Raw genomic sequence first — 16,488 nt, 5'->3', positions numbered from 1 at the left:
CGGCCAGGCCCTTCACGCGACCCCCGGCAGCAGCGGCACGAATTTCACCCCTTCGAGGCGCTGTTCGACGAAGGCTTCGCCTTGACGCTCGATCAGGCACAGCGTCTGGGTGGCGTTGCCGAGCGGCATCACCAGGCGGCCGCCATCGGCCAGCTGCGCAAGCAAGGCCTGCGGGACCTCGGCGAAGGCCGCCGCGAGCACGATGGCATCGAAGGGCGCGAAATCCCGGGCGCCGTTCATGCCGTCGCCGTGCTTCGGCTTGACGTTGTTGACGCGCAGTTCGCGCAGGCGGGCGCGCGTCTTGCCGACGAGCGCAGCGATGCGCTCGATCGACACCACCTCGCGCGCAAGCTTGCCGAGCACCGCGGCCTGGTAGCCGCAGCCGAGGCCGATCTCGAGCACGCGGCCGAGCGTCTGCCCCTTGCCGTTTTCGCCGTGGCGGGCGAGCTCGGCCATGCGCGCGACGATGTAGGGATTGGATATGGTCTGGCCGAAGCCGATCGGCAGGGCCGTGTCCTCGTAGGCGCGCGACTCGAGCGCCTGGTCGACGTAGAGGTGACGCGGGACCATGCCCATCGCCGCCAGCACCATTTCGTCCTTGATGCCCTGCTCGCGCAGACGCTCGACCATGCGGCCGCGGGTCCGCGCCGAGGTCATGCCGATGCCGGCGCGCGGGTTCAGGGTTTCAGCCACGCCGTCACGCTTTCCATCTGGCTGAAACGGGTGAGGTCCATTTGCAGCGGGGTGATCGAAACATAGCCGTTGGCGACGGCATGGAAGTCCGTGCCCTCGCCGGCGTCCTGCGCGGCGCCGGCCGCGCCGACCCAGTAGACGGTCTGCCCGCGGGGATTGGACGTCTTGACGACGGACTCGGCCTTGTGCCGCTTGCCGAGCCGCGTCACGCTGATCCCCCTGACCGCATCCCAGGCGCGATCGGGAACGTTGACATTGAGCAGCGTCGGCTCGGTCGGCGGATTGTTCTGCAGACGCCGCACGAGGTCGCTGACGACGCGCGCGGCCGTGTCGAAATACAGGGCGTTGTGGTTCGCGAGCGAGACGGCGATCGACGGGATGCCGAGCAGATAGCCCTCGGTCGCCGCGGCGACCGTGCCCGAATAAATCGTGTCGTCGCCCATGTTCGCGCCGTGATTGATGCCCGAGATCACCATGTCGGGCAGATGGTCGAGCATGCCGGTGACGGCGAGGTGGACGCAATCGGTCGGCGTACCGTTGACGTAATAGAAACCGCTCGGGGCCTGCCGCAGCATGAGCGGACGATCGAGCGTGAGCGAATTGGACGCGCCGCTGCGGTCGCGCTCGGGCGCGACGACCGTGACCTCGGCGAGTGGCGCCAGCGCCTCGGCCAGCGCCGCCAGGCCCGGGGCGAAATAACCGTCGTCGTTGGAAAGCAGGATGCGCATCAGCGGCAGCCTCCCCGCGAAACGGACGATCGGGACGGGGATGGCGTAAAGCGGGCGTCGAACATGCGCCCGATTCTACAACGGGTCTTGCGCGATCCAGGGCCTGTTGACGCTATTTTCGCGTCTGCGTTGCCGCGAGAAAGCGGTGAGTGCAGGGCACGTCGCGCTGGCAAGGGAAATCTCTTGCCAGGCGGCGTAACGCCGCACGCACGCTTTCTCGCAGCAACCCGGAGGGGCGGGCCGATTCGGGCGCATCCTTTTGTCGCAGTCCGCTTGCTGTGCTCGCACAGCGGCGCGGCGTGCTTCGCGGGCCGCATCCCGAATCGACCTCGCCGCAGGCGTGAAAATAGCGTCAACAGGCCCTAATCGTATTCGAGCGTGTAAAACGCGTCGAAACTGCTTTGCTGTCCTGCCTGCGCCTCGAGCCTCACGTGCGGCGTCAGCTGGTACAGCACCTTGACGAACTGGTGCAGGCCGTCGAGGCTTTGCTCGTAGCTGAGGGTTGCGCGCGACGACAGCCGCTTGCCGAGGCTGACCACGGTGCTGGTGAGGTCTTCGCCCCCGCCCGAGCGCACGTCGAAGGTGTCGATGCCGAGCGTCTCGGCGAGCTTCGCCTGCACGTTGACCGACTCGGCCTGCGACAGCAGCGCGCCGGCGGCGACCTGCATCAGCACGAACTCTTCCTGCCCGCTGCCTTCGAGGCCGTGACCGAGCACGAGCCAGGCGAGCTTCTCGGTGTCGGGCAGCGGCGGATCCGAATACAGCTTGACGAGCGGGCGCTGTACGGTTCCGCCGACCTGCACGCCGACCTTGACCGCCGGCGTCACGCGGACCGCGAGCACGTCAAGCCCCGGGTTGTCGATCGGTCCGACGAAGCGCAGCACGCCGCGCTCGATCGCAAGCGTCTGGCCGTAGGCCGAATACCGCCCCTCCTCGACCCGGATCGTGCCCTCGCCGCGCACGACCTTGTCGACCGTGAAGACGCGCAGTTCGCCGCCGAGGCGGGCGTCGAGCCCCCCGCCGTCGAACAGGAAATCGCTGCCGAGCCGCAGCCGCAGGTCGAGCGCGAGCGGAAACCGTTGCGCGGCGGGCTTTTCGCGCGGCGGCCGGCCGACCACGACGACGTCGTCCGACAACATCGGCCGGCTCGCCCCGGGCATTTCGAGCCGGGCGCGGTCGGCCGTCAGTTCGCCGCGGAGTTCCAGGTGACGCGGATCGATCACCAGCCGCGTGGTGCCCGACACGATCACCTGCCTGTCGCTGCGCTGAATCGCGGCGAATTTCTCGAATTCGAGCGTAAGCCCCGCCTGTGGATTTCTGAGCTGCGCCTCGCCGCTCACGCGGATGCGCCCGCCCCCGCCGGCGCCTTTCAATTCGCCCTGCTGCACGCGCACGCGATCCCCCGCAAGCGCGAGCCTGAGCGTGCCATCGCTGATCGCGACGCCTTGCTCTGGCATCGCGAAACGGATCTGCTGCGCGTCGACGACGCCGTCGATGCGCGGTGCGGCGATGCTGCCGCTGCCGTCGAGTCGACCGACGAGGTGCGCGTCGAGCCGGATGCCGACCGGAAGAAATGCCTTGGCCAGGCGCAGATCGGGAACGTCGAAGCGGGCATTCCACGCCAGCGGCGCGGCGCGGTTCAGCGTGAACGCCGCACCCTCGCGCACGAGTGCCGCACGCGCCGTGGCGTGCAACTGGCCGGCGCGCGTACTTTCGACCGCCAGGCGCGCGTCGACGCGATTCGCGGCGGCGACGAGATCGAGCTGCAGCGCCTCCAGACCCAGCTGCAGCGCAGGCTCGGCGAGCCGCAGATCGCCCGACTGGCGGCGCAGGCTCAGCGTGCCGTCGAGCGTTTCGTCGGCGCGCAGCTTCCAGTTGCCGGCAAAGCGCAGGTCGGTCGTGAAGCGCGGCCCCTCCTCGAGCAGATCGCGCAGCGGCGCGAGCGGAAATCGATCGACGCTGCCGCGGCTCGCGAGCTGCGTGCCGCGGCGGCTGAAGTGCTCGATGGCCACCCGGCCCCCTGCCACCGACAGCACGAGCCCGTCGACCTGTTGCTGCGCGCGGCCGAGCACGAGCGTCGCCGGCGCCGTGAGCACGATCGGCCATTCGCCCTGCAGCGCGGCCTTCTGCAACTGACCGCGCCAGACCGAGTCGGCGCCGAGGCCGCCGGCGAGCGTCGCGTTGAGCCGCCCCTGCGGCAAGGACGCGTCGAGCGCCAGCGTATGCGCCGCGCGCTGCCCGTCGAGCGTGGCGCTGAGCGTGGCGATGCGCTGCCCGGCGACGCGCACGCCGCGCGCGTCGACCCGGCCCTCGAAGGCGCCGCGCGCGGTCGCCTGCAATGTGAGTGCGAGATCGGCGTGCTCGACCGCGACGCCGCCGGGCAGCCGCAAGGCGCGGGCGGCGAGTTGCATCTCGACCTGCGGCGCGGCCGGATCGCCGGCGACGCTGCCGCGGCTCGTCAGCTGCCCGTCCAGGCCGAACTTGAGCCGCCCGAGGTCGGGTGCATCGACGTTCCAGTCGAGCCGGTCCCCGGCGCGGCCATAAGCGCCGGTAAACGTTGCGCGGTTACCGGCGAGATCGAGATCGATGTCGGCGTCCGCGAGATGCCCCTCGGCGTAACGCAGGCGCCCATGGCCGCGTATCGGGCTGCCTTCGAGCTCCCCCGTGGGCAGGGTGAACTCGGCGAGAAGCCGCGGCTGCGGGGCCAGCGCACCGCTGAGCGCGCCGCGCAGATTCAGCCGCGCGCGCGGCAGCTTGCCGAATTGCGCGGGGTCGATCCGCGTGGCGTCGAAGCGGGCGGCGAACGCGCGCGTGGCGTCGGACTGCATTTCGCCCGACGCGGTCAGCTGTCCGGCCCGCCCGCGAAACTGCAGGGTCTCGAGACGCAGGCGCGCCGCGTCGCGGCTGAGCGCGAAGCGGCCTTCGCCCCAGCGCTCGGAGAATGTCCCGTCGAGCGTCTGCCGGGCCAGGTCGCCGGCGAACTGCAAGCGTGTCGCCATGCGCGTCGGATAGAGCTTGCCGTGCAGCGCGGCGAGATCGACGCGCGGACTGACGAGGTCGAGCACGGCGCGGCCGTTGCGCCACTGCCCCGCGCCGCTGAACCGTCCGGCGGCGCCGAGATCGACAGTCAGCGCCCTGAAGTCGGCCGCCGCGACGTCGCCGAAGACGGCACCGCTGAGATTGGCCAAGGGCAGCCGCTCCTGATCGAGGCGCCCGGCGAGCGCGTTGCTGAGGCTGAACGTTCCGATCAGCCGTTCGCCCGCGCGGCCCTCGAACACGCCGGAAAAGGCAAGGTCGGCCGTCGGCGCGCCGGGGGCAAGGCGGCGCGGGTCGATGCCCTGCCCGGCGAGCAGCACCCGCCGCAGCCGCACCTCGGCGAACGGCGCCGCCTCGCCGCTGGCGACCACGCTCATGCCTTCGGCCGTCGCGTCGCCCTCGAAGCGCAGCGCAGCGAGCGAGCCGGCCAGGCGCAGCCGCGCATGCAGCGGCAGCGGCTCGCGGCGGGTCGCGTCGAAGCTGCCCTGCAGGGCGAATGGCGCGTCCTTGCCGAGCTCAAAACGCCCCGTTACGTCGGCCCAGGGCGTGAGCACGCGCGCGCCGGACACGCGATAGCGGTCGCCGCGACCGTCGAGGCGCGCGTGGAGGCGACGGAAGATCTGCATCGACGCCGCGTTCGTCATCTCGAGCCGGCCGAGATCGAAGGCGTGCACGCGCACGTCGAGCGGCAGGCGCAGGCTTGCCGGAAGCTGGGGCGGCCTCGGGTCCTCGCGCAGGACGTCGACGCGCACGACCCGCGCGGCGAGCAGCTCGACTTCGAGACGGCGCTCCCATAGGGCACGCGGCTGCCAGCGCAGGCGAAGGTCTTCGGCTTCGATACGCCTCAACTGCGTGACCAGTGTGAGACGCTTGACCGCGATCGGTGCGCCGAGATGGCCGCTGACGCCTTCCAATTTCAGCCGCTCGCCGGAGAGCGCGCTCGCCGCGTCGGCGAGCCAGCGAAAACCCGTTGCCGTCGTCGCCAGCGTGGCGGCAGCCCCAAGCAGCAGCGCCAGGAGTCCGAGCAAACCCGCGAGCACCCAGCCAGCGCGCTTCAAAACGACACCCCGAGCGAGAAATGCAGGCGGACCTCGTCGGTCGCCTCGCCGTAGGCGACGTCGACGTTGACCGGACCCACCGGTGAACGATAGCGGGCGCCGACGCCGTAGCCGAATACCGGCGACAGCGCCGCTGTGCTGTCGGCAGCGTCACCGGCGTCGACGAAGACCGCCGCGCCCCAGTTGCGCGTGAAGAAATAGTTGTATTCGACGCTGCCGGTCGCGAGATAGCGCACCGAGGCGACGCCGCCGTCGACCGGTTCGCCGAGACTCTGGTAGGCGTAGCCGCGCACCGAGTTGTCGCCGCCGGCGCGGAACAGGAAATCGGTCGGAATGCCGTCGCGCGTATCGGCGAGCACGCTGCCGAATTCGCCGCGCAGCACGAGGCGGCCGCGGTCACCGGCCGGCAGGTAATGGATATGGCGGCCGTAGAGGCGAACGAAGCTGGTGTCGGACAACAGCGCTTCCGAGGCCCCGCCGCCCTGCAGGCTGAGGACGTAGCCGCGCCGCGGATAGAAGGCGCGCCCGATCGCGCGCTTGGTCCACGCGTAGTTCGCGGTCAGGGCCTGGTTGCGGACCTCCGGGGCATCGCCGACCGACTGCTCCTCGGTCTGGTATTGCAGCGTCAGGTTGGTCTCGATCTTGCCGCGCAGCAGATTGCGCCGCGCCGCGAGCACGGTCGCATGCGTCTCCTGGCCTTCGATTTCCTCCTGCCTGAGCTGCAGGCCGAGGCTGTGTTCGTAACGCTTGGTGTTGCGCGGCCAGGTCAGCTCGGCGAGCCCGCTTTGCCGCGTCGTCTCGAGCCGCGACTCGAGCCGCAGGCGCATGCCGCGGTCGAGGATGTCGCGATGCAGCCACGCGGCCTGCACGCGCGCGCCGGTGTCGGTACTCACCCCCGCGCCGACGCTGAAGCGCTTGAGCGGACGCTCGACGACCGTGACCTCGATCGGGATCGCCGCCGCGCGTGCCGGGTCGGGCTCGACGCGCACCGTCGCCTGCGCGAAATAGCCGCTCGCCTCGAGGGCCATCTGGTAGTCGAGCAGGTCCTGCTGGCGCACGGGCTTGCCGGGTGCCGCCGGATTGAGGTTGCGCACGATCGATTCGGGATAGCGCGCGGTTCCGCTGACGACGGGGGCGCCGTAGTGGAACGCGGGTCCGCTGTCGATCGTGACGCTGAGATCGGCGGCGCGCGCCGCGGGGTCGACGCGCGCCTCGCTCGTCGCGATGCGGGCGGCGAGGTAGGCGTTCGCGAGCAGGAGGCGCAGCACCGCGAGCTTCGCGGCTTCCCATTCGGCCTGGCGGAACGGCTTGCCTGCGTTCTCGGCAAACGCGCGCGCGAGCCGGGCGCGCAGGCCGCGGGCCTCATCGCGCGCGACCGCGCCTTCGAAGCGGAGCACGGCGCGGCGCACCGTCGTGCGGGGCCCCGGCTCGACCCGGTAGGACACGCGCCAGTCGTCGCCCACGGGCGTCACGACGCTGTCGATGCGCGGAGAAAAATACCCCTCGGTCGCGAGCAGGTCGCGCGCCGTCTCTTCGCTCTTGCGCTGCAGGCGCGCGATTTCGTCAGCATCGGGCTTCTCGCCGAGGCGCGCCGCGCGGGCGGTCTCCAGATGCTCGCGCAGCAGCGCCGCGATCTCCTCGGGCGCCTGCACCTCGACGCTGAGCGCGCGCGCCGCCGACGCGTGCAGCGCCGCCAGCAACAGCAGCGTCTTGAGCAGGCGGGGCACGACGGCAGGCGCGGTGGAGGTGGGCACTTTTCAATTCTAGGGGCACGCGGGCTCGCGCCCAAGACCGGGGAGGCTCGGGCGCCGGCGCGCGAAGGAGCCCGCGGGGCTAGGGTTCAGGGCACGGTGCGCCGTCGAGTACGCGTTCCACCTCGTCCCGTATGACGTCCTCCTCGCCGGCCGCGATCTTCAGCACCGGCTTCGACCCCGGCGCACGAAGCGCCTCGCGCCCGGCTTCGTTCGCAGCGGCGTCGAGCGCGAAACCGAGGAAGCCGAGCGGCGCGCAGACGCGGGCGCGCACCTCGGGCGCGTGCTCGCCGATGCCGCCGGTGAACACCAACGCGTCGATGCCCCCGCTCTTCGCGGCGAAGGCGCCGATCGCGGCACGCACCTGGCGGCAGAAGTAGTCGACCGCGAACGCCGCCGCCGCGCTTTCGCTTGCGAGCAGGGCCGACATTTCGGCGCTTTCGCCATCCGACAGGGCGAGAAGTCCCATCCGCCGGTAGACGAGTTCGCGCAAGGCCTCGCCGTCGAAGCGCCCGGCGAGTTCGAGCATGACGCCGGGGTCGAGGTCGCCGCTGCGCGTCGCCATCGGGATGCCGCCTGCCGGCGACCAGCCCATGGTCGTGTCGGCCGAGCGCAGATTTTCGAGCAGGCACAGGCTCGCGCCGGAACCGAGATGGGCGACGACGACGCGCCCGTGCGCCGCCGCGCCGAGCAGCGCGGGCAGGCGCGCGGCGACGTAGCTGTAGTTGAGGCCGTGGAAACCGTAGCGTCGCAGCCCGAGTTCGCGCGGGATCGGCAACCGGCGCGCGAGTTCGGGCAGCGTGTGGTGGAAGGCGGTATCGAAGCACGCGACCTGCGGCAGATCGAAGTGCGCGCGGCACCATTCGACGCCGTGCAGGTTGCCGGGCAGGTGCAGCGGCGCGAGCGGGACGAGTTGACCCAATCGCGCGAGCTCGGCGTCGTCGAGCAGGCGGGCGGCCTCGGCAATCTCGCCGCCGTGGACGAAGCGGTGCCCGACCGCGTCCGGCGCCTCGCCGTCGAGGTCGCGCAGCAGGCCGGCGAAGGCCTCGTCGTCGGCGCCGCTGCGCGCGCGGTAATGCCAGTTGCTGCGCGTGCCGTCGGCGCGGAACAGACTCACCTTGAGGCTCGACGAGCCGCTGTTGAGCGTCAGTACGCTGCGGGTTAGCGCGCCCATTTCCAGTCCCGGATCTCGGGCATGTCCTCGCCGTGGGCGTGGATGTATTGCGTGTGCGCGCCGAGCTTGTCGAGCATCTGCTGCTGCAGGTGCGCCGCCTGGGCCTGCAGCTTCGGCACGCGGCGCGCGACGTCGATGACGAGATGGAAGCGATCCAGCTCGTTCAGCACGACCATGTCGAAGGGCGTCGTCGTCGTGCCCTCCTCCTTGTAGCCGCGCACGTGCAGGTTGTCGTGGTTGGTGCGGCGGTAGGTGAGGCGATGGATCAGCCACGGATAGCCGTGATAGCCGAAGAGGATGGGCTTGTCGGTCGTGAACAGAAGGTCGAATTCCTCGTCCGGCAGGCCGTGCGGGTGCTCCTCTGCAGGCTGCAGCGTCATCAGGTCGACGACGTTGATGAAGCGAATTTTGAGGTCGGGGACGAGCGTGCGCAGGAGGTCGATCGCGGCGAGCATTTCCATGGTCGGCACGTCGCCCGCGGCCGCGAGCACGATGTCGGGCTCGCCGCCCTGGTCGTTGCACGCCCAGTCCCAGATGCCGACGCCGACGCCAGCGTGAGTGACCGCGGCGTCCATGTCGAGCCACTGCTGCTCGGGCTGCTTGCCGGCGACGATGACGTTGACGAGATTGCGGCTCCTCAGGCACTTGTCGGCGACGACGAGCAGCGTGTTGGCGTCGGGCGGCAGATAGACGCGGATGACGTCGGCCTTCTTGTTGACGACGTGGTCGATGAAGCCCGGGTCCTGGTGCGAGAAGCCGTTGTGGTCCTGGCGCCAGACGTGCGAGGTGAGCAGGATGTTGAGCGAGGCAACCGGCACGCGCCACGGAATCTCGTTACAGACCTTGAGCCATTTGGCGTGCTGGTTGAACATCGACCCGATGATGTGGATGAAGGCCTCGTAGCACGAGAAGAGGCCGTGGCGCCCGCTCAGCAGATAGCCCTCGAGCCAGCCTTCGCAGGCGTGTTCCGAGAGGATCTCCATGACCCGGCCGTCGGCCGCGAGATGGTCGTCGTAGGGGTAGCGTTCGGCGACCCAGGTGCGGTCGGTGACCTCGAAGACCGCCGAAAGCCGGTTCGAATGCGTCTCGTCGGGACCGAAGAGACGGAAATTGTCGGGATTGTCGCGCACGACGTCGCGCAGATAGGCGCCGAGCGTGCGCGTCGTCTCGCTGACGACGCTGCCGGGCGCGTCCAGCTCGACCCGGTAGTCGCGGAAATCCGGCAGCCGCAGGTCGCGCAGGAGCTTGCCGCCGTTGGCGTGCGGGTTGGCGCCCATGCGCCGCTCGCCCGTCGGTGCGAGCGCGGCGAGCTCGGGCTTTAACGCGCCGCCGGCGTCGAACAGTTCTTCGGGACGGTAGCTGCGCATCCAGTCATCGAGCAGGCGCACGTGCGCGGGATTGTCGAGGTCGCCGAACGGCACCTGGTGCGAACGCCAGTAGTCCTCGGTCTTCTTGCCGTCGACTTCCTTCGGTCCGGTCCAGCCCTTGGGCGAGTCGAGCACGATCATCGGCCATGTCGGACGCGTGGTCTCCCCGCCGTCGCGCGCCCGGCGCTGGATACCGCGAATCTCGGCAAGCGCCTGGTCGACCGCAGCGGCCATCTTCTGATGCATGTCGCTTGGCTCGTCGCCCTCGACGAAAATCGGCCGGTAGCCGTAGCCCGTCAGCAGGCTTTCGAGTTCGTGGCGCGGGATGCGCGCGAGGAACGCGGGATTCGCGATCTTGTAGCCGTTCAGATGCAGGACCGGCAGCACCGCGCCGTCGCCGCGCGGGTCGAGAAACTTGTTGGAATGCCACGACGTCGCGAGCGCGCCGGTTTCGGCCTCCCCATCGCCGATCACGCAGCAGGCGATCAGGTCGGGATTGTCAAACACGGCGCCGTAGGCGTGCAGCAGCGAATAGCCGAGCTCGCCGCCTTCGTTGATCGAGCCCGGCGTCTCGGGCGCCGCGTGGCTCGGGATGCCGCCGGGGAAGGAAAACTGGCGGAACAGCTGGCGCAGGCCGGCCTCGTCGCGGGTGATGTTGGGATAGAGCTCGCTGTAGCTGCCTTCGAGATAGGTGTTCGCGACGACAGCCGGGCCGCCGTGTCCGGGGCCCGTGATGAAGATCATGTCGAGATCGTGGGCGCGGATCGCGCGGTTCATGTGGGCATAGATGAAGTTCAGGCCCGGCGTCGTTCCCCAGTGGCCGAGCAGGCGCGGCTTGATGTGGGCGCGGTCAAGCGGCTGTTTGAGCAGCGGATTGTCGAACAGATAAATCTGCCCGACCGAGAGGTAATTGGCCGCGCGCCAGTAGGCGTCCAGCTGTTCGAGTTCCACCGATGTCAGGGCCGTGGCGGGTGTCGGCGCGTCCATGCTGGTCTCCCCTTTGTGCACGAGCAGATCAAGTCTGATTGGACGCCCGGTATATGGTTCAAAGGAATACATGGCGGCGCCCCGCCGTGGACGCGGCGCGAGCGAGTTCGCGCCGTCGCGCAGGATTTTTTGCGGCTTGGAATCGCGCCCAGAATACTGTATAAATCAACAGTAGTTTTGCAGGAGCCCGCATGTCCCCTCTCACCCCCCGTCCGCAGGAAATCCGGCACCGGACCCGCGACCGCGAAGCCCGCGGCCCGCGTGCCCGGATCGGGCCGCGCTGCGGGCTTGGCTCGCCCGACGCCGGGCTCGGTTTCAAGCGGGGCGCGACCCGCCCCGCCCCGCGATGAGCGCCGCCCTCGAAAGCGTGCTGCAGCACCCGGGCATCTGGCGCGGCAAGCAGCTCGCGCAGGCGAGCGAGGAGACGCTGTCGACCGGGTTCGCAGAGCTCGACGCCGAGCTGCCGGGCGGCGGCTGGCCACGCGGCACGTTGACCGAAATCCTGCTCGAACGCGAAGGCATCGGCGAATTGCGCCTGCTGCTTCCCGCCCTTGCGCGCGTATCCGGGCAAAGCGCCTGGCTCGCCTGGGTCGCGCCGCCACACGTGCCCTATGCCCCGGCGCTGGCCGCGTCCGGCATCCGCCTCGAACGGCTCCTGATCGCGCGCCCGCAATCGCCGGCCGACGCCTGGTGGACGGCCGAACAGGCGCTGCGCTCCGGCGCCTGCGGCGCGGTGCTGAACTGGCTCGAAATGCCCGACGAAAAACGCATGCGCCGCCTGCAGCTCGGCGCCGAATCGGGGCGCAGCTGGGGCGTGCTGTTCCGCAGCGCGGCGGCCGCTCAGGAACGCTCCCCCGCCGGCCTGCGGCTGCGCCTCGAACCCCGCCCCGACGGGCTCGCCGTACACATCCTCAAGCGCCGCGGCAATCCGCTGGGGCGGCCGCTCCATCTCGACCTGCGGCCTGCGGGCAGTGGCCCGGCCTCCACGCTGTCGACAGGCCCTGCACGGAAAACCGCTTCGCACGCTTCCTGAAGCAGGGTGTGAGTAAGTCTCATGTTGTGGCTCGCCCTCCATTTCCCGGCGCTTTCCCTCGAAGTCTTCACCCGGGGCAGCGCGTCCGCCCTGCCGCTCGCCGTCGTCGAGAAGCAGGGCAACCGCACCTGGGTGATCGCCCGCAACGACCCGGCCGCCGAGCGCGGCGTGCGCCCCGGGATGGCCGCTTCCGCCGCGCAGGCGCTGGCGGACGAACTCGTCGTGCGCCAGCGCGACCCCGGGGACGAACAGGCGGCCCTGACGGGACTTGCAGCCTGGGCGGGGCGATTCACTCCTTCAGTGAGCCTGCAGGCGCCCGACGGCTTGCTGCTCGAAGTCGGCACTTGCCTGACCCTGCACCGCGGCCTCGACAACCTGCGGGCCCGGGTTCGCGAAGGCGTCGACGCCATGGCCTATAGCGCCACTTCCGCCTGCGCGCCGACCGCGCTCGGCGCCTGGCTGCTCGCGCAGGCCGGCGAGGAAACCGCCGTCGACGCAAACGCACTCGAAGCCAGGCTCGCCCGCCTGCCGGTCGGCCTGCTCGATCTTTCCCCCGACACGCGCGAAAGCCTCGACCTCGTCGGCGCGCACACCCTCGGCGATTGCCTGAAGCTGCCACGGGCCGGTCTCGCGCGCCGCTACGGCCAGGGCCTGCTCGACCAGCTCGACCGGGCGCTCGGCCGCCTGCCCGAACCACGCGCCTTTTTCGCGCCGCCGCCGCGTTTCGAGCGCCGCCTCGAACTGCCGGCGCCGGTCGAGCACGCCGAAGCCCTGCTCTTCGTCGCGCGCCGCCTGCTGCCGGAGCTCGAAGGCTATCTCGCGCTGCGCCAGGCCGGCGTGCAGGCACTCGAATACGTCTGCCGCCACGAAGGCCGGCCGGATACCGTCCTCAAGCTCGGCTTCGTCAAGCCGGTGCGCGCGGCGAGCCGCATGCTGCTCCTGCTGCGCGAAACGCTCGAACGCACCGTCCTGCCGGCGCCGGTATATGCGGTGCGGCTCAGGGCGCGTCGGCTCCAGCCTTTGCACGGGTCGAGCCCGGACCTGTTCCAGCGCGGCGAGGAAGCCGGCGACGGCGACCTTCTGCTCGAACGCCTGCGCGTCCGCCTCGGCCGCGACGCGGTCTACGGCGTCGAAGCCGTGGCCGACCACCGCCCCGAGCGCGCCTGGCGCCGCTGCGAAGCCGGCACCCGGACGAAGCCTGCCGCGGCCCCCAAGCGTCCGCTGTGGCTGCTGCCGCGTCCCCTCCCCTGCCGCAACGGCGACCTCGTCCTCAAAGGCGCTGTCGAACGCATCGAGAGCGGCTGGTGGGACGGCCGCGACGCAACGCGCGACTACTACGTCGCCCAGGACCGCGCCGGCGCCCGGCTCTGGGTCTACTGCGAACGCGCGACCGGCGAATGGTTCGTGCACGGGTTGTTCGCCTGAGAGGAGGGGTCAGGGGTCGGGATTCAGGGGTCAGGGGAAGTGCGGGCGATGCCCGCGCCTCCCTGATCCCTGATCCCTGATCCCTGATCCCTGACCCCTGACCCCTGACCCCTGACCCCTGACCCTAGCCCCTAGCCCCTAGCCCCTAGCCCCCAACATGCCCTACGCCGAGCTGCACTGCCTGAGCAACTTCACCTTCCTGCGCGGCGCGTCGCATCCGGAAGAACTCGTCGCGCGCGCGGCCGAGCTCGGCTACGCGGCGCTGGCATTGACCGACGAATGCTCGCTCGCCGGCGTCGTGCGCGCGCACACGGCGGCCAAGGCCTGCGGCATGAAGCTGATCGTCGGCAGCGAATTCACGCTCGTCGAAGGCCTGCGCCTCGTCGTGCTCGCGACCGACCGCGCGGGCTACGGCGCGCTTTCCGCCTTCATCACCCATGGCCGTCGCAATGCCCTCAAGGGCCGTTATCGACTGGGCCTCGACGACCTCCTCGCGAGCGGCCTGCCCGGCTGCCTCGTCGTGCTGCTGCCCGAGCCGCTGCCGACGCTCGCGCAGGCGCGCCAGATCGTGGCGCGCTTCCCGCGGCGCGCCTGGCTCGCCGCCGAGCGCTTTCGCGCGTCCGACGACGCCGCGCGCCTCGCCGCGCTCGATGAACTGGGCGAAGCCGCCGGCCTGCCGCGCGTCGCCGCGGGCGACGTGCACATGCACGTCGCGGGTCGCCGCGCGCTGCAGGACACGCTCACCGCGATTCGACTGGGCGTGCCGCTCGCGGAGGCCGGCGCCGCGCTTCACCCCAACGGCGAACGCCATCTGCGCGCGCCGTCCGACCTCGCCACGCTCTATCCCGCCGCCTGGCTCGCCGAGACGCTCGTGGTCGCCGCGCGCTGCAGTTTCTCGCTCGACGAGCTGCGCTATGAATATCCCGAGGAGCTCGTACCCGAAGGCGAAACGCCGATTTCGCACCTGCGCCGGCTGACCGAAGACGGTCTCGTCCGGCGCTTTCCCGACGGCCCGCCCGCCAAGGTGCGTACGCTCGTCGAGCACGAACTCGCGCTCATCGAGGAACTGCGCTACGAGCCGTATTTCCTGACCGTGCACGACATCGTGCGCTTTGCGCGCAGCCGCGGCATCCTCTGCCAGGGGCGCGGCTCGGCGGCCAATTCGGCGGTGTGCTACGCGCTCTTCATCACCGAAGTGAACCCGGCCTGCATGGACATGCTGTTCGAGCGCTTCATCTCCAAGGAGCGCAACGAACCGCCCGACATCGACGTCGACTTCGAGCACGAGCGGCGCGAGGAAGTGATCCAGTATCTGTACACGAAATATGGCCGCGACCGCGCCGCACTCGCCGCGACCGTCATCACCTACCGGCCCAAGAGCGCACTCCGGGACGTCGGCAAGGCGCTCGGCTTCGACCTCGATCAGGTCGACCGGCTGGCGCGGTCGACCTCGTGGTGGGACGGCCGCAAGGTCGCGCCGCAGCGGCTCGTCGAGGCCGGCTTCGATCCCGCCCACCCCAAGGTCCGCCTGCTGCTCGACCGCGTCGAGGAATTGCTCGGCTTTCCGCGCCATCTCTCGCAGCACGTCGGCGGCTTCGTGATCGCGCGCGGCCAGCTTTCGCAACTGGTGCCGATCGAGAACGCGGCGATGCCCGAGCGCACGATCATCCAGTGGGACAAAGACGACCTCGACGCGCTCGGTCTGTTGAAAGTCGACGTGCTCGCGCTCGGCATGCTCTCGGCGATCCGGCGCGCGCTCGACGAACTCGGCCGGCTGCGCGGCCGGCGCCTCGAGCTGTCGGACATCCCGTCCGAAGACCCGGCGGTCTACGACATGCTCGGCCGCGCCGACACCATCGGCGTGTTCCAGATCGAGTCGCGCGCGCAGATGTCGATGCTGCCGCGCATGCGGCCGCGCAACTTCTACGACCTGGTGATCGAAGTCGCGATCGTGCGGCCCGGCCCGATCCAGGGCGGCATGATTCATCCCTATCTGCGCCGTCGCCAGGGGCTCGAACCCGTGACCTATCCAAGCGAGGCCGTGCGCGGCGTGCTCGAACGCACGCTCGGCGTGCCGATCTTCCAGGAGCAGGTCATGCAGCTCGCGATCGTCGCCGCGGGCTTCACGCCGGGCGAGGCCGATCAGGTGCGGCGTTCGATGGCGGCATGGCGCCGGCGCGGCGGGCTCGAACACTTCGAGCGCCGCCTCATCGACGGCATGCGCGAACGCGGCTACGACGAGAGCTTCGCGCAGCAGATCTTCCAGCAGATCCTCGGCTTCGGCGAATACGGCTTCCCCGAGTCGCACGCCGCGAGCTTCGCGCTCCTGGTCTACGTCTCGGCGTGGCTCAAGCGCCACGAGCCGGCGGCCTTCACCTGCGCGCTGCTGAACAGCCAGCCGATGGGCTTCTACGCGCCAGCCCAGCTCGTGCAGGACGCGCGGCGCCACGCCGTCGAGGTGTTGTCGGTCGACGTCACCGCGAGCGCCTGGGACTGCACGCTCGAGCCGGCCGCCGGGAGTCGGAAGCCGGCACTGCGTCTCGGCCTGCGCATGGTCAAGGGCCTCTCGCTCGAATGCGGCGCGCGCGTCGCCGCGGCGCGTGCGCAACAGCCCTTTGCAAGCGTCGAAGACCTCGCCCGCCGCGGCGGCCTCGCGCCACGCGACCTCAAGCATCTCGCGCGCGCCGGCGCGCTCGCGGCCCTCTCGGGGCACCGCAGGCAGGCCGCGTGGCAGGTCGCCGGCATCGAGCAGAACGCGCCGCTCGCCCTCGACGTGAGCGAGGACGTCCAGCCCGAGCTGCTTCCGCTGAGCGAAGGCCAGGACGTCGCCGCCGACTACGCGGCCCTCGGACTCACGCTTGGCCGCCATCCGCTGGCGCTCTTGCGCCCGCTGCTGGCGCGGCGCCGGCTCGCCCCGGCCGAAGCCCTGGGCAGGCTGGCGCACGGCCGCTTCGCGTGCACGGCCGGACTCGTCGTCACGCGGCAGCGCCCGGGCACGGCGAGCGGCGTGACCTTTCTAACGCTCGAGGACGAGACCGGGCCGACCAACGTCATCGTCTGGCGCGACCTCGCCGAACGGCAGCGGCGCGAACTGCTGGGCGCACGGCTGCTGGCGGTGTATGGTGTGCTCGAACGCCAGGGCGAGGTCGTGCATCTCGTCGCCGGCCGCCTGCAGGACCTGACCCCGCTGCTCGGCCGCCTTGTGACGCATTCGCGCGACTTTCACTGACGCTTCA

9 protein-coding genes are annotated in these 16,488 nt (G+C 70.5%); 3 read left to right on the top strand and 6 right to left on the bottom strand.

Annotation, left to right across the window (positions count from 1 at the left end; genetic code table 11):
* Window positions 1-12: 12 nt before the first annotated feature.
* The 6 genes from TBD_RS04235 to TBD_RS04210 all read right to left on the bottom strand — a co-directional run bounded on the left by TBD_RS04235 (window position 13) and on the right by TBD_RS04210 (window position 10,794).
* On the bottom strand, window positions 13-693 hold the full coding sequence (locus tag TBD_RS04235) for a protein-L-isoaspartate(D-aspartate) O-methyltransferase (RefSeq protein WP_011311348.1): 681 nt from the start codon (window positions 691-693) through the stop codon (window positions 13-15).
* Window positions 678-1,421, bottom strand: a complete 744-nt coding sequence (gene surE / locus TBD_RS04230) for a 5'/3'-nucleotidase SurE (RefSeq protein WP_011311347.1) — start codon at window positions 1,419-1,421, stop codon at window positions 678-680. Before surE ends, TBD_RS04235 begins: the two co-directional genes overlap by 16 nt.
* A 362-nt stretch (window positions 1,422-1,783) precedes the next feature.
* Window positions 1,784-5,515 carry a translocation/assembly module TamB domain-containing protein gene (locus TBD_RS04225; protein WP_011311346.1) on the bottom strand — a complete coding sequence of 1,244 codons (3,732 nt, stop codon included), beginning with the start codon at window positions 5,513-5,515 and terminating at the stop codon, window positions 1,784-1,786.
* Window positions 5,512-7,269 carry an autotransporter assembly complex protein TamA gene (locus TBD_RS04220; RefSeq protein WP_011311345.1) on the bottom strand — a complete coding sequence of 586 codons (1,758 nt, stop codon included), beginning with the start codon at window positions 7,267-7,269 and terminating at the stop codon, window positions 5,512-5,514. The genes TBD_RS04225 and TBD_RS04220 overlap by 4 nt, the downstream gene beginning before the upstream one ends.
* Window positions 7,270-7,348: 79 nt before the next feature.
* Window positions 7,349-8,440, bottom strand: coding sequence for an acetate/propionate family kinase (locus tag TBD_RS04215; RefSeq protein ID WP_011311344.1), 1,092 nt, complete (start codon window positions 8,438-8,440; stop codon window positions 7,349-7,351).
* A complete protein-coding gene (locus TBD_RS04210; RefSeq protein ID WP_041432345.1) occupies window positions 8,428-10,794 on the bottom strand; it encodes a phosphoketolase family protein in 2,367 nt (788 codons plus the stop codon). Before TBD_RS04210 ends, TBD_RS04215 begins: the two co-directional genes overlap by 13 nt.
* A 346-nt stretch (window positions 10,795-11,140) precedes the next feature.
* Here TBD_RS04210 and imuA point away from each other — a divergent pair, with 346 nt between their 5' ends.
* The 3 genes from imuA (at window position 11,141) to TBD_RS04195 (ending at window position 16,481) form a co-directional block, all read left to right on the top strand.
* Window positions 11,141-11,827 (top strand): translesion DNA synthesis-associated protein ImuA, encoded by a 687-nt coding sequence (imuA, locus tag TBD_RS04205; protein WP_011311342.1) that lies wholly within the window; start codon window positions 11,141-11,143, stop codon window positions 11,825-11,827.
* A 21-nt stretch (window positions 11,828-11,848) separates the two neighbouring features.
* Complete coding sequence (locus tag TBD_RS04200) at window positions 11,849-13,252, top strand: Y-family DNA polymerase (RefSeq protein ID WP_011311341.1); 1,404 nt, start codon at window positions 11,849-11,851, stop codon at window positions 13,250-13,252.
* A 157-nt stretch (window positions 13,253-13,409) separates the two neighbouring features.
* Window positions 13,410-16,481: an error-prone DNA polymerase gene (locus tag TBD_RS04195; protein WP_011311340.1), complete on the top strand. Its 3,072-nt coding sequence runs from the start codon at window positions 13,410-13,412 to the stop codon at window positions 16,479-16,481.
* The last annotated feature ends 7 nt before the right edge of the window (window positions 16,482-16,488 follow it).

The organism is Thiobacillus denitrificans ATCC 25259 (genome assembly GCF_000012745.1).
In the GTDB taxonomy this organism is placed as follows: domain Bacteria; phylum Pseudomonadota; class Gammaproteobacteria; order Burkholderiales; family Thiobacillaceae; genus Thiobacillus; species Thiobacillus denitrificans_B.
The sequence above is the reverse complement of the archived record's forward strand: the minus strand, read 5'-3'. Positions and strand labels throughout refer to the sequence as shown.